This window comes from Microcystis sp. M079S1 (assembly GCF_020246425.1).
Classification (GTDB): Bacteria; Cyanobacteriota; Cyanobacteriia; order Cyanobacteriales; family Microcystaceae; genus Microcystis; species Microcystis aeruginosa.
The window spans coordinates 1-14,022 of record NZ_JADBSZ010000210.1 but is presented as its reverse complement, the minus strand read 5'-3'; the positions used below and the strand labels follow the sequence as shown (position 1 = coordinate 14,022).

Sequence of the window (14,022 nt, the reverse complement as noted above, 5' to 3'; positions counted from 1 at the left end):
AGGAACTTTTTCTATATACATGGCTATCATTTTAGCAAATGGAGAGAATTCTTGTCCATTAAGAAATGTTACAAATTACATGGGTACATTAAGAAAAGTTAAGGGGGTGCATCCATTGATGGATAAGGGTTTTCGGCTATTATGGTACATATGTATGGAGGGAGTTAAGGTATAGGGATCTTTCTTAATAATTTTGTCAGTAAGCAGTCCAACCCTTATCCTGACTTGATTTCAGTTTTTTCTTTGTCAGTAAGGGTGTCAACAAGGAATATTACAGATTGTTAACCGAGTCTTGAAAGCCTTGTGCTACAAAGGTTTGAAATGTTAAGAAGGATGTGACTAATGGACAGCGCCTATCGGCGGGGGGATCAAAGGCAAAATCTATCTTCTATTTAATTAGAACCACTTACTTAGCTAAAAAACTGATAACTGATAACCCGGGAGAAAATATAATTGTAGCTACCTACCCATTCCTGATTAATTCCTATGGCAGAAGAAACCACCACCCCCGCAACTCCGGCAGCAGAAGCAGAAAAACCGGCTAAACCCGCGGCTGCTAAAAAGCCCAAGGAGCCTACCGTCGAGGAAAAACCCTTCGCTGAATTTATCGAGCAGCATTTTCAGCCCGCACTGGCGGCAGCCTTGCAAAAGCTGGGTATAACTGATATAAAGCTGTCCTTTAAACAGGATAAAATTCCCGTGCAGGGCTTTTCTAGCTCTCCCTGTTGGCAGTTAACCGGCAATTGGCTCAATGGAATGCGTCAATTTAGCATTTATTTTTTGCAAGAAGACATCAACGGTAAAAAAGCTTTTTCGCAAGCTGAGGGCGGCACTCAACCTAGTACGCTTGAATCATTTATGATCGATGAAAGGAAAGTTAGTCTTGATTTACTGTTGTTTTACACCCTGCAACGGCTTAACGGTCAAAAGTGGTTGACGAGAAACTAAAATTGCCGAGGATTAGCGATCGAGAAGGGAGGTAAAATGAGCATAGACGACCACTGCTTATCGATCGCTAATAGTAATTATGCGTGTATTTGTACTACTTTTTAATGCGGGTACGGAAAACGAAGGTATCCACACGATTCAAATGGGAGCTATCAATAAGGTATTGATGTTTGAATCAGAAGATGATGCCACCCGTTATGCTCTACTGTTAGAGGCACAGGATTTTCCGACTCCCACGGTAGAGAAAATTGATTCGGAGGAAGTGGAAGAATTTTGTCGCGGCGCCGGCTATCAAGCGGAAATGATTGAAGCGGGTATGTTGGTAATTCCCCCCGAAAGCAATGCCTCAGAGTTGGATTGGCAAAAAGAGGAAGTCCCCCCCGCCGAGGAGGAGTTTTCCGAGATTCCCGATGCGGAGTTAGACAGCATCCGTCGTCGTCTAGAAGGACTTTTGTGATCCAGTGATTCAGTAAACAGTAATCAGTAACCAGTCAAATCTGAACACTCACCACCTATAGCTTCTAACTGATAACTGATAACTGATAAGTAGTTGGACAAAAGTAAAGTTAACTGTGGGGTAAGGAGTCAGGAGTCAGGAGTGAGGAGTCAGTAAGAATTGCGGCAATTTACATTTCTTAAGATAGACAACAGAATTTATGTCCGACTACTTAACTGATAACTGAACATGACAACTGTGGGGGAATTGGGCGAAAATTTGGTGGCGGATTGGTTGCAATTACAGCAATGGCATATCCTCCAGCGTCGTTGGCGTAGTCCTGGCGGTGAAATCGATTTAATCGTCTTGTCTAAATCTCAGGCGACTCTCGCTTTCGTCGAGGTGAAAACCCGCAGTGCTGGCAATTGGGATTTAGGTGGCAAATTAGCAATCGATAACCGTAAACAAGGGAAAATTTACCAAGCTGCCCAGATATTTCTCTCCTTTTATCCCCAATGCTCCGATTTAACCTGTCGTTTCGATGTGGCTTTGGTTAGTTGTCAAAAAAGTTCTCTATTAGCTTTACCTGAGTTTTCCCTGGATTATCCCTGTCAGCTACAGGCAGGTTATCAATTGCATTTACAGGAATATCTCGTGGCGGTTTTCTAAAAACACAATACGCCCGCCTAGGGAGGCGGGCCTAATCTTGTACAAACGATATGGACTCCTAAAAAATTAACGGACTCAATACAATAGAGTTTTACGGAACCCACAACAGTCTCTCTGTCAACTATCAAGATTTCTGGCGTTGTCAAATTGAAAGATGATCCGAATCAGCTTGGAACTGAAATTACTTTGATAGCAAGGATTGCATTGAATCTTTCATATTCTGATCTGACAACGCCCAAAAAATAGGTAATGCTATTCGTAAACATTGGGGGATTGAAAATCCAGTTGATTGGATTTTAGATGTTACTTTTAATGAAGATCAATGTCGGATTTGCTCCGGCCACAGCCCTCGTAATTTTGCCTTCTTGAGACGCGTCGCACTTAACGCTCTTAACCAAGAATCGACTTACCAACGTAGTATGGCACAAAAAAGCAAACGGGCGGCCATGGATAATAACTATATGATCGCTGTGCTGAAATCCTTTTGTCAAGCCTAATTGAGATGCTCTTACCCTGCCACAACAAGGGCGATCAAAATGCCTCGATTAGTAAACTCCTGATAGGCAACTCTAGCGGTCAATCCGTCAATTTTTGTGCTTAGTCGCTCATCTAAAGCTTTAATTTCTCCTTTAAGTTCGGCCTGTCCGATTTCTAATTTTGTCAGACGTTGATCGATTTTATCAGCTTTGTGGTTGACTTCCTTGATGCTGTCTTTGATTTCCTTGAGGACCGTTTCAAGGGAATAAGTTACGGTTTCGTTAGACATTTGCTAAACTCCCAGAGTTATCCTGCCGCTATCTTAATTATTAATCTTTTTTCTAGTTTAAGATGGCTTACGGTTCACTGCCACGATTGCGCCAGACTTGCCAACCGACGTAACCGAGGAGGAGAGTCGCGCCAAAGGCAAAACCCCAACCACTGGGAACATTGGAGAAACCGAGGGCTAAACTGCCCACCCAGAGAGTTAGGGCGTAGATAAATAATACTGTCAGACGGTGAGAGATACCCGCTTTCAGTAAACGATGGTGTAAATGACGTTTATCAGCCACAAAAGGGGATTTTCCGCGTTTGAGGCGGGAAATAATCACCGTGGACATATCGAGGAGAGGAACCGCGAGGATGAGATAGGGTAATAAGACGGCGGTAACGGCAACGGTAGTCACAGCAGTGGTTTTAGCCAATCCAATCACCGCCACACCCGCGAGGGTAAAACCCATAAAATAGGCCCCACCATCCCCCATAAAAATTTGGGCGGGGTTAAAATTGTAACGCAGAAAACCCAAGGCCCCACCCGCTAAAGCGGCGGCGATAATAGCGGCGGCCGGTTGTCCCATCACCAAAGTTACAATCAAAATCACCACGGCAGATATACCCGAAACCCCCGCCGCTAATCCATCTAAACCGTCAATCCAGTTAATCGCGTTAGCCATCCCCACTAACCAGAGGAGAGTAATCGGTAAACTTAGCCAATGAATTTGTAATAAATCGCCGAAGGGAATAGAGAGGAAATCGATCCTTACCCCGGCTTGCCAAGCTAGAAAAGCGACGCTAAACTGCATTACCAGACGATTGAGCGGCGAAAGATTAAAAAGATCATCCGCTAGACCGATGAGGAAAAAGCCCAAACCGCCTAGGGTTACGCCCCACACTTCCCATTCTCGATCGCTGTTTAAACCGGCAAACCCTCCCAACCACCAAACGATCAGGAGGGCAGTTAACGCGCCGACAAAAATCGAAACTCCCCCCAGTCGAACCATAGGCTTTTCATGGACCTTCCTTTCGTTGGGTTTATCGACGTAACCGCTTTTCAGTCCGACGGTTCTGACGAGGGGGGTACTCCAAAGTACCACTGTATGGGCGATCAGAAAAGCAATTAGATAGTATAAATCTCCAGACATGGGAATTGGGGGGCGATTTAATTCACAATTGACGACCAAAGAACAATCGCCAATTATGAGTTTTTATTATCTCTCGTTTTAGGCCAAGGCGGGGACGGAAATATGGAGATGGGGATAGAGGGGGAAGCTTTCACAGAGTTTCGCTACCCGTTGACGGCAAGTAGTTCTCAGGGCTTCATCACCTGGATTAAGGAGAATATCGGCGATAATGTTGCCAATCTCGATAAATTCCGTTTCTCCTAGTCCTCTGGTGGTCATAGCTGGGGAACCCAAGCGCAGACCACTGGTGACAAAGGGAGACTCGGGATCGAAGGGAACAGTGTTTTTATTAGCGGTAATATTGATCGTACTCACCAAGCGATCGGCTTCTTTCCCGGTCATGCCCACGGATCTTAAATCGAGTAACATCAAGTGATTATCCGTACCATCGGTGACAATTTTAATCCCTCTAGCCTTCAACTGACCTGCCAAAGCTTGGGCATTAGCGATTACTTGTCCCGAATAGATTTTAAACTCCGGTTTCAGGGCCTCCCCAAAAGCCACCGCTTTCGCCGCGACCACGTGTTCTAGGGGCCCGCCTTGGGTACCGGGGAAGACGGATTTATCGAATTTTTTGCCTAATTCCTCGTCTTTGGTCATAATTAAACCACCCCTAGGTCCGCGCAGGGTTTTGTGAGTGGTGGTAGTTACCACATCACAGTAGGGTAGGGGGTTAGGATGATGACCAGTGGCCACTAAACCGGCAATATGGGCGATATCTGCCATCAGGTAGGCCCCCACTTCGTCGGCGATGGCGCGGAATTTCTCAAAATCAATCCGGCGCGAGTAGGCAGAATAACCGCAGATAATTAGTTTGGGTTTTTCCTTGCGGGCGATGTCAAGGATGAGATCGTAGTCCAGGAGTTCGCTTTCGGGACTTACTCCGTACTGTACTACTCGGAACCATTTTCCGGAAACGTTAACGGGGGAACCGTGGGTAAGATGACCACCGTGGGAGAGATCCATGCCCATAATCGTATCGCCGGGCTGCAAGAGGGTCAGGAAAACGGCGAAATTAGCTTGGGCACCGGAGTGGGGTTGTACGTTAGCGTGGTTTGCCCCAAATAGTCGTTTAACCCGATCGATCGCTAATTGTTCCGCTTCGTCAATGTATTCGCAACCGCCATAGTAGCGTTTTTTGGGCAGTCCTTCCGCGTATTTGTTGGTTAAAACCGAACCTTGGGCGGCCATGACGGCAGCCGAGGTAAAGTTTTCACTAGCGATTAATTCTAGGTGATCTCTTTGACGTTGCAGTTCTTTTTGCAGAATCCCCGCGATCGCTGGATCGGTCAAGGATAGTATATCTAAGTTCGTATCAGTCACGGTTACTCGATCCTTTCTTTAACAATTTACCTGTAATCATTGGGTCACTTTCTCCATTTTGGCACAATCTCTAATCTTCCGACACACCAGTGAGCTTAATTGCTTCTCTTCGGGATCGATCGTCGATTGTCAACTGTTAGCGGTAAAATATTCATTTTTAGTCAATAAGTAATAGTAATATTAGCTAATTTAAGAGAAGTTGCCAGTTAAAAGCAAGATAAAAATTACAGTTATTGATGCCGAATACTTTGGGTTTTCGGTAGAACCACCGAAGGTTTAGATTGAGTGATAAAATTGGAAATAATGCCCAATTTTAGCGGTGATTTTCCCTTTAAAAATAACAACTTAGTAGAAGTTCTACAAAAAGTTGACAAATCCAAAAAAGAGGGTGGATTACCTTCAAGATAACCCCCCCGAAAATTACCATTAATTATCTGTAATCAACCGGTATTTCTCATCCCTGCGGCAATACCATTAATCGTCATTAAAGCACCCCTTAATAACTCCTCTTTAGAATAGCGGAAATGAATCACACCGGATTGAGCTTGACTGTTGTATTGACGTAAACGCTTCAGGAGAGACACCTGTAGGAAACCGAGGGGAACGATCGAACCGTTGCGTAACTGCACCGAGCGCTGTAAATTCGGATCATTATCCAATAAATGTTTCTCGCCGGTGATCTGGAGAACAATCTCGCTAGTGCGATTATATTCCTCTTTGATCCTTTCAAACAGACGTTGAAAACGTTCTCGATCTTCCTGTTTAGAAAGTTCACTGACGTAGTGATAGGCCATCTGTAGGTCTACCTTCGATAGAGTCATGTCTGCCTTAGAAATCACCATCTGGAAGAAAGGCCACTTGTGATAAAAATGGCGTAACAATTCCAAATTTCTGCTAGGAGAATCATCGAGAAACATCTGTAAAGCTGTCCCTAAACCATACCAAGCCGGTAAAAGAAAACGGGTTTGGGTCCAACTAAATACCCAGGGAATTGCCCGCAGGGTACTTAAATCCTGTTGACCACTTTTCCGGCGCGCCGGTCGGGAACTAATCTGTAAAAGACTAATTTCAGGAATGGGAGTTACGGACAGAAAGAAGTCTAAAAAGTCCGGTTCTTCATAAATCAAACTGCGATAGGTTTGCCGTGAACGGGTGGCCAACTCCTCCATGATGCGATTCCAGGGTTCGAGATCATCAAAACCACTGCCCAGTAAACTTGCCTGTATGACTGCCGTTACGGCCGTTTCGAGGTTATACAAGGCCAATTCTGGTAAAGAGTATTTCGAGGCTAAAACCTCGCCTTGTTCGGTGATTTTAATGCGACCGTTAATCGTTCCCCGGGGTTGGGCGAGGATAGCGGCGTAGGCCGGTCCACCACCCCGACCGACGGAACCGCCCCGGCCATGAAAAAGACGTAGATTCACGCCGTATTGTTTAGCGGTTTTTTGTAAAGCCTTCTGGGCCTTATGAATTTCCCAATTACTGCTCAAAAAGCCGGAATCTTTATTACTATCGGAGTAACCCACCATAATCTCCTGTAAATTACTCGGTTCCAAGATGGCAGGTTCCGGGGTCACGTCCTCCCCGTTTAAAGCCGCTAAATGGTCGTAACCGCCAGCTAGGGTTGCCCGATAGAGGGGCAATTCAAACAAAGTCTGCATGATGCCGGGGGCGTGTTTGAGGTCATCGACGGTTTCAAAGAGGGGAACGATGCGCAGGGAACTGCGGCTAGTGGCGGGGTCGTATAAACCGGCTTCTTGGGCTAATAACAGCACTTCTAGCACATCGCTGGCCTCGTTGGTCATGCTGATAATGTAGGTTTGGCAGATTTCCAGACCAAATTCCCCTTGCAGACTTCTTAAAACTCGCAGGGTTTCAATGGTTTCGCAGGTTCTTTCCGAGAAGGGCATTTCCCGGGGAATTAAGGGCCGACGGGTTTTTAATTCCCCCACTAACCAGGCGATTTTTTCTGATTCGGTTAATTGACCGTAGGGTTTGGGTAAAACTCCGAGATATTCGGCGATTTCTTCGATACATTCGGCGTGACGGGTGGATTCCTGCCGAAAATCTAACTGAGTCAGGACAAAGCCAAAAATCTCTACTTGGGCGATCAGTCGATCGAGTTCTTGACAAGAAAGACCGGTTTGAAAGAGACTGCGCTTTAATAGCTGTAATTCGGCTAAAAACTCGGAACCGGAGCGATAGATGTTGGTTTCGTTGAGTTTAGTTAATAATTGTCGTTCTTCCGGGTCATTGAGGCGATCATTGCGATCGCGCGTATTTTCCAGACGTTTTTGAATAAAGGCCAATTTGAGGCGATAGGGTTCCTGACGGTAGCGGATTGCTAACTGGCTATAGATTTCGGGCATTTGCTGTTTATCTCTGTCCAGGGAGTCCAGTAACTCCGGCAAGACGTGACACCAGTGCAGGGAGGCACTTAAAATACTGGTCAGGTCGCGAATAGCATCGAGATATTTTTTAATAACGAGATTGCGCTGATAACAGCAGGTTTTCCAGGTGACTTCAGGGGTAACGGAGGGATTGCCATCCCGATCTCCCCCGACCCAAGAACCGAAGCGACAGAAGTTATTTTTCGGCGCTCGTAAACGGGGAAAGGAGGATTCTAGACTTTGCTGCAGACGTAGGGTTAACTGGGGTAGGGAATCGAAGAGAACTTCATCGAAGTAGTGCAGGGCATAATCCACTTCATCGACGACGGTGGGTTTAAATTGGTGTAGTTCATCTGTTCGCCACCAAAAACGTATTTCTTCTTTTAACTGTTTGGTGACTGTCTGTGCTTCTCTGGAGTTAGTTAACCCCATACTGCGAAAGATTTCTTCTGCTTGGTCGAGTTTTTCGAGAATGCCTGAGATACGGCGCTGTTTAATGCGAATGGTATGACGGACAATTTCCGTGGGGTGGGCCGTGAAAACCAGACGAATATCTAACTGATCGAGAAGACGCTGGATTTCCTGGGGGGGGACGTTCACCTGTTTGAGATAGGGAAATAACCAGTGAAATAGTCCCGATTTTGGGCCGGAGTGATCGGACTCGTTCAGGGTTTTTTCTAGCCAATCGGCCCCGACAATGGTGGCTAAAAGGCTTTTTTGCGTTGGGTCAGCCTTGGGACTTTCGTTTTCTTCCCCGATCACCGTCCGTCGCAGTAGTTGCTGATCCCTTTGTTCGTAGTGTTGTTCGATTATATTTATTAACTGGAAATAGAGGGCAAAAGCGCGGGTAACTTTGATCGCTTCCCCTAGTTCCAAGTCTTCGATCATTTTGGCGATCATTGCTTCCGGACTATCATCGGTCACTTGTCCTTCCTCAGAACAGAGATGGCGCAGTAATTCCAGTAAATCGACTAATTCTTGACCACATTCCGAGACTAAGACTTCTTTCCATAAATCTTCGATTAATTTCAGTCTTTGCTGCAGAAACAGGTTGGAAGTGGTGAAAATATCCTGTTCGGTTTCGGTCGAGGGGACAAGGACGCTCATAATTTTAATCAGTAATCAGTAATCAGTAATCAGTAATCAGTAATCAGTAATCAGTAATCAGTAATCAGTAATCAGTAATCAGTAAAAAGAAAGCTCAGAACTTGCCCCTTAATACTATTCACTGAAAACTCGAATCTGATCATTGATAACTGATAACTGATCACTGATAACTGATCGATCGGGATTATTTCTTAGGGTTTGTCAGAAATGAGATTGTATCCCAAAGAATCACATTTTTTCCTATTTTTAACAAAAATTTCACTATTTTTGCCTCTTTTCAGGGGTCAAAAGGACTTTTTTCTTGGATTATTGGTCACTGTTGACCGGTAACTGATCGGGAATATTGAGCAGCGGCAAGCGATCGCCCCGAAAGATTTCCTCGCTGTCTTTCCCGACTTCTATCAACCAATTATTAATAGAACGTAGTCCCAAGTAGGATAAAAGAAAGGGACTGACCGCTAGACTAAGCAAAAGCTCGATCGGTTGAGTTTTCATGGCAATTTCTCGGTTAAAGGACGGCGTTTGATGCGACGAATCGGAAAATTAGCAATCAGGGCTGTAGTCCGTTGGTCACTTTCTAGGATCAACTCGGTTTCCTCGGTGTCGATATCAAGATAACGACTGACCACTTCTAAGATTTCTTGACGCATCATATTAAGAAGTTCGGGACTAAGATCGGCGCGATCATGGGCCAGAATAAGTTTTAAGCGTTTTTTAGCTTGGTCGCCACTTTTGCCCGAACCGCGCCATGCTAGAAGTTTATCGATCAGGTCATTCATAGTAGGTTAAGGGGTTGAGATGAGAGAGTTTAAGGCCCAAACAAGCGACGACGCAGACGAGTAAGAAAACCTTCTTGACCGGCCATTAAATCTAGAAACGGCACATCGCGACCCTGTAAACGCTGGGCAATGTTTCTAAAGGCCATGGAGGGGAGAGAGGTCTTCTCCTCTAATACTAATGGTTCCCCTTTATTAGTGGAAATAATAATTCTTTGATCGTCGGGAATAATCCCCAACAGGGGAATTACCAAGAGGTCGAGAATATCCTCGACGCTGATCATCTGGTTAAGTTGGATCATTTCTGGCCGCAGCCGGTTGACAATCAGACGGATACTCTTAATATCTTCGCTTTCTAGTAATCCCACCACGCGATCGGCATCTCTCACCGCCGACATTTCCGGAGTAGTAACGATGATCGCTTCTTGGGCAGCGGCGATCGCATTGCGAAAACCCATTTCAATTCCTGCCGGGCAATCAATCAATACATAGTCATAACTTTTTGACAATTGGGCGACTAAATCCTTCATTTGATCGGCAGTAATTGCCTCTTTGGTACGGTTTTGTGCCGCCGGTAATAAGACCAGATTTTCCTGTCTTTTATCCTTAACTAAAGCTTTATCAAGGCTACAATCTCCCGCCACCACATCGAGGGCAGTATAAACGATACGCTGTTCTAATCCTAACAATAAATCGAGATTTCTCAGTCCGAAATCAGCATCGACAAGGGCGACTCGACAGCCTAATTGAGATAAGGCTGAACCTAAGTTCGCCGTTACTGTCGTTTTACCAACTCCTCCCTTTCCCGATGTCACCACAATTACACGAGCCATAATTTATATCAGTTATCAGTTATCAGTTATCAGTGATCAGTTACCGGTTATCATTTATCAGTTATCAGCTATCAGTTATTGGTTTGATAGAGTTTTTCATTTCAACGCAGTTAATCCCTATTTTTACTGGTCACTGAATCACTATTTACTGATCACTGTTTACTGGTCACTGATCACTTTTTTTCTACCCATCCAACTTTATCTTTAAAGGTGTAGGTTCTGGAAAAATTATAAGCCCCAATGATGCGGATTCCTCCTTCGCTGATACAGGCAATTTCTGGTTCCATGCGATCGCTATCTAAAGCCGGAGCGCGTGCCACTAATTCAGCGATCCTCAGTTGAGTTAAGTCGATTCGCAGGGCCATAATTACCGCTGCTCGATCGCCGCGGAATCCGGCATGGGCCACACCGCGTAACCCCCCCCAAACTAATATATCGCCATCAGCGACGATCGATCCGCCGGGGTTGACATCGCCCATGACTATCACTGTACCCGGGTGACGGATTTCTACACCTGATCGCAGGGTGGTTTTTAAGTACAAAGGTTCGGCGAGGAGGGATGGCAGCGGTTGCTCGTCCCCGAAAACCCCGGTATTTGATCGCATTTGTTCGACATTGTAACCCATAGTTGCCGCTGCCACTGCGGTTTGTCTTCTTTGGGTTTGGATGGTGTGCAGGGGTAATTCGGCGCTGTCTAAAATTGTGGCGATCGCTTGTAGTTGGCGCGTATCCATCAGGCGATCGTTGGCCCGTAGGTGTACTGGTGTTCTAGCGGGGCTGTTTTGGCCGCTATTACGGAGATAATATTTTAATCCTGTCAAGATATCTGTCCAATCCTGACTTGTCTCCCCGGCGCTGGTTTTGGGCAAAATTAGCACCAATTTCTCACCCTCGCTTTTTAAGTGGATTTGGGCGTATCTCTCTATTACCGAGGCTGATGGCTCAATTTTTTCGGTTTCTGAGTCGATTTCTTGATTTATTCCGGTTTTAGTTTCATCCATAGCCATAATTTTTTACTTAAACAAGACAAAGCGTAAAATAGCGATCAGCAAACCGACGGAAGCGGTAATCAGTGAACCCCCTAAAATGGTTATCAATGCCCAAATTTGATTTTTTTGACTGCCCTCAACTATTTTGAGGCGATTATCCATCCCTTCGACTCTTTCGGTTAATTTGGCCTGTCCTATCTCTAGGGATTTAACATCTTGCTTGATTTCCTTAATATCAGCCTTAATTTCGACGATATTATTCTCGATCGCCGTGAAACGAGTCTCGATCGCCGTGAAACGAGTCTCGATCGCTTTTTGTCCGTTGATAATTAAGTCTTCTAGCCTTTGCAAGTCCGTATCGGCAACAGTTTTCATAAAAATTAACTGGCTATCAGTATAGATGTTTCTTTAATTATGAACCTTGAGCAGCCGGCAGCAGTGGGAATTAGGAATTATGAATTAGGAATTACGGCTGATGTGAGATAGAGAGGTTTGTAAAATCAAAGGGAGGCATCACGATAAAGGTAAGCTAAACGGCGCTTAACCTGCATGATCCAATAGCTATAACCCTTTTGGAGTCTATATCGGTGATCCGAAGTAAAAGCCGTTTAGCTTAATCACTCCAAAGCATGAGGCCTCCCATGAATAGGATAGATGCTCCCACCCTCTTGACTATTATTTATGTCCTGGTGGATGACTGGTATCAAGAACAGGGATATCGCTTGACTCCCATGCTGCCTGGACCTGAGCCTAGTTTCAGTGATAGTGAAATGTTGACCTTTTGGTTTATTCCCTCGTCCCTGCTCATACTGACGAACGCTCCCGCAGCAGAATCCGTATTGCAGTTCATTCAAGGCAACAATATCCTAGCCGACAAGGGGTTTATTGGTACTGATTGGCAGACTGAGATATCAAGAACCACAGGTAATCGAGTCTCTACAGCTAAGAGAGTCAATCAACATCAACAAACTTCTCCCGTCTTTGAGCGACTTCTTCAACATTTTCGAGAACGGATTGAGGGGGTTTTCAATGAGGTGCAGAATACAGGACGCAACTTGGAGCGATTGCTCAGAAAGAAAGTTGAGGGACTTTGTGTCCATCCTTTGAGCAGACTCCTGTTCAACCCTTTGGGCAACTCATATAAGGCGTGATTTTAAAAATTAACTTAATCATAAAGAAAAATTTAACTTTCTCTTTTATAGTAAATTGCAAAACACGATCGAGCGGAAAATTAAGGGGAAAATTTTGATACTACTTATACTAAAAGCCATCCTGATCACCCTAGCGCTCTTGCTACTCGGTGATTTAATTTCTACGTTTCTCTACCATGTTCCGGAACACGTTTTCGGCAAGTTTCACGCTGCGGTACACCACGGCAAAAATCGGAACTTTTTTCATTACGCGGTGTTAAATCGAAATCCGCTAGTTTTACTCGATGGCTTTCTCGGCGCGCTCCCCTATAGTATATATGTATGGGGGAAGTTCAGCTAAAACGCGGTAGAGAAACTGGGCAACCTTGTATGTTATTAAATTATGTAATAACATGATATGTAGTAAACTTTGCCTAAAATCATGAGTAACAAACAATACAATCTAACCTGGGCTAGGATAGGCAATGCTTCAGGTTTCCGTTTGAGTGCCAGTTTTTTTAAGGATAATCCCCAGTTTAAGGAAGCTAAAGGTGCTGTTGAAGTTATCAGCCCTGATACCTTATTAGTCCGCTTACAGCCTCAATCTCTAGAACAGGAGGAAGATGAACTGATGATGAGTTTATTTTTAGATTTTCTGACCAAGCAAGCCCTATTAAATCCTGATGCTGAGTTAGAAGCTTATACGGAAGCGATGGCGGCGGTCGATGAAGAGTTGATGACAGGAGTAGAACTTGATAGTTAACGGTTGGCGAATCTACTTTATTAAAAGACTTTTTGGGCAACAACGCCGCGATTTACAAGTTGAGGTTCGTAAACTAAAAAACACCTTGCCAACAGAAGCATACCGTACTCATTCTACAGTCAAACTCTACAGGGCGATTATGGTCGCCATTAAAGAAAAAATCCCTCTCGACCCTTTTGCTTCCCATTTTGCTCTGACTGGGGCGCTCAAGCATTACGGAAGAGTCAAAAAGATGGGACTACCTGACCGTTATCGCTTATTCTTTCGGGCTATACAAACCAAGGAGTGTAAAGCAATTTTTGTTTTATGGCTAGGCTATCCTCGCAAACAAGGGGATAAAAATGATTGTTATAAAGCCTTCACAAAAATGGTTGAGCGAGGTGATTTTCCCAGTTCTCTTGACGCTTTAATCCTTGATAGCCAAGAAGATTAGCTAGTGATAAGGTGGTTGAAAAAGCGATCGTAACCCACAGATACACTTTCAACTGCGCCTCCACAGAAAGATTGCGATCTAACATTAGCATGAGATCGACGATCGCACTAAGATGATATGATAGTAGTGCATTTTCCTAATTATGGTTCTTCGGTTTGTGTTATGCAATGGACGGGGGTTATAAGGGATGAAACCCTTATAGAAACAGACATTACCGCAATTTTTGTCAATTGTTTGCGATCTGGAGCGAACTAATCAATTAAATCTCTTGCCAGATAAGGATTTAGT

At 44.7% G+C, this 14,022-nt stretch carries 16 protein-coding genes and 1 pseudogene; 8 read left to right on the top strand and 9 right to left on the bottom strand.

The annotated features are described in order from the left end of the window. Positions 1-486: 486 nt before the first annotated feature. From IM456_RS14095 to IM456_RS14080, 4 genes and pseudogenes are all read left to right on the top strand, one after another. On the top strand, positions 487-948 hold the full coding sequence (locus tag IM456_RS14095) for a DUF2996 domain-containing protein (protein ID WP_149986442.1): 462 nt from the start codon (positions 487-489) through the stop codon (positions 946-948). A gap of 79 nt (positions 949-1,027) precedes the next feature. Then, positions 1,028-1,405, top strand: a complete 378-nt coding sequence (locus tag IM456_RS14090; RefSeq protein ID WP_149986445.1) for a DUF3110 domain-containing protein — start codon at positions 1,028-1,030, stop codon at positions 1,403-1,405. Positions 1,406-1,633: 228 nt separating this feature from the next. After that, complete coding sequence (locus tag IM456_RS14085) at positions 1,634-2,053, top strand: YraN family protein (protein WP_149986447.1); 420 nt, start codon at positions 1,634-1,636, stop codon at positions 2,051-2,053. 230 nt (positions 2,054-2,283) lie between these two features. Beyond that, a pseudogene (locus tag IM456_RS14080) lies at positions 2,284-2,550 on the top strand (ISAs1 family transposase); the annotation flags it as partial. Positions 2,551-2,561: 11 nt separating this feature from the next. Here IM456_RS14080 and IM456_RS14075 read toward each other — a convergent pair. From IM456_RS14075 to IM456_RS14035, 9 genes are all read right to left on the bottom strand, one after another. Next, a complete protein-coding gene (locus tag IM456_RS14075) occupies positions 2,562-2,819 on the bottom strand; it encodes a DUF4164 domain-containing protein (protein WP_287693208.1) in 258 nt (85 codons plus the stop codon). 67 nt (positions 2,820-2,886) lie between these two features. After that, positions 2,887-3,951 carry a glycosyltransferase family 4 protein gene (locus IM456_RS14070; protein ID WP_002732067.1) on the bottom strand — a complete coding sequence of 355 codons (1,065 nt, stop codon included), beginning with the start codon at positions 3,949-3,951 and terminating at the stop codon, positions 2,887-2,889. 78 nt (positions 3,952-4,029) lie between these two features. Next, complete coding sequence (gene glyA / locus IM456_RS14065; RefSeq protein WP_287693207.1) at positions 4,030-5,313, bottom strand: serine hydroxymethyltransferase; 1,284 nt, start codon at positions 5,311-5,313, stop codon at positions 4,030-4,032. A gap of 440 nt (positions 5,314-5,753) precedes the next feature. Beyond that, the gene (gene ppc / locus IM456_RS14060) at positions 5,754-8,810 is read right to left on the bottom strand and encodes a phosphoenolpyruvate carboxylase (RefSeq protein ID WP_149986453.1); all 3,057 of its coding nucleotides are present in this window, start codon (positions 8,808-8,810) and stop codon (positions 5,754-5,756) included. Between the two features lie 306 nt (positions 8,811-9,116). Further along, on the bottom strand, positions 9,117-9,305 hold the full coding sequence (locus tag IM456_RS14055; protein ID WP_147069277.1) for a hypothetical protein: 189 nt from the start codon (positions 9,303-9,305) through the stop codon (positions 9,117-9,119). Continuing rightward, positions 9,302-9,589: a cell division topological specificity factor MinE gene (minE, locus tag IM456_RS14050; RefSeq protein ID WP_147069276.1), complete on the bottom strand. Its 288-nt coding sequence runs from the start codon at positions 9,587-9,589 to the stop codon at positions 9,302-9,304. The genes IM456_RS14055 and minE overlap by 4 nt, the downstream gene beginning before the upstream one ends. A gap of 29 nt (positions 9,590-9,618) precedes the next feature. Beyond that, positions 9,619-10,419 carry a septum site-determining protein MinD gene (minD, locus tag IM456_RS14045; protein ID WP_002764793.1) on the bottom strand — a complete coding sequence of 267 codons (801 nt, stop codon included), beginning with the start codon at positions 10,417-10,419 and terminating at the stop codon, positions 9,619-9,621. A 173-nt stretch (positions 10,420-10,592) separates the two neighbouring features. Then, positions 10,593-11,420 carry a septum site-determining protein MinC gene (minC, locus tag IM456_RS14040; RefSeq protein ID WP_149986488.1) on the bottom strand — a complete coding sequence of 276 codons (828 nt, stop codon included), beginning with the start codon at positions 11,418-11,420 and terminating at the stop codon, positions 10,593-10,595. 12 nt (positions 11,421-11,432) lie between these two features. Then, positions 11,433-11,783: a coiled-coil domain-containing protein gene (locus tag IM456_RS14035; RefSeq protein ID WP_002797081.1), complete on the bottom strand. Its 351-nt coding sequence runs from the start codon at positions 11,781-11,783 to the stop codon at positions 11,433-11,435. 266 nt (positions 11,784-12,049) lie between these two features. On the opposite strand from IM456_RS14035, the gene IM456_RS14030 reads away from it, so the two are divergent. The 4 genes from IM456_RS14030 to IM456_RS14015 all read left to right on the top strand — a co-directional run bounded on the left by IM456_RS14030 (position 12,050) and on the right by IM456_RS14015 (position 13,734). Then, positions 12,050-12,559 (top strand): hypothetical protein, encoded by a 510-nt coding sequence (locus tag IM456_RS14030; protein WP_002797082.1) that lies wholly within the window; start codon positions 12,050-12,052, stop codon positions 12,557-12,559. Positions 12,560-12,653: 94 nt separating this feature from the next. Next, positions 12,654-12,899 carry a hypothetical protein gene (locus IM456_RS14025; RefSeq protein WP_287693206.1) on the top strand — a complete coding sequence of 82 codons (246 nt, stop codon included), beginning with the start codon at positions 12,654-12,656 and terminating at the stop codon, positions 12,897-12,899. Positions 12,900-12,980: 81 nt separating this feature from the next. Continuing rightward, the gene (locus IM456_RS14020; RefSeq protein ID WP_287693205.1) at positions 12,981-13,301 is read left to right on the top strand and encodes a hypothetical protein; all 321 of its coding nucleotides are present in this window, start codon (positions 12,981-12,983) and stop codon (positions 13,299-13,301) included. Then, positions 13,291-13,734, top strand: a complete 444-nt coding sequence (locus tag IM456_RS14015; RefSeq protein WP_287693204.1) for a type II toxin-antitoxin system YhaV family toxin — start codon at positions 13,291-13,293, stop codon at positions 13,732-13,734. Before IM456_RS14020 ends, IM456_RS14015 begins: the two co-directional genes overlap by 11 nt. The last annotated feature ends 288 nt before the right edge of the window (positions 13,735-14,022 follow it).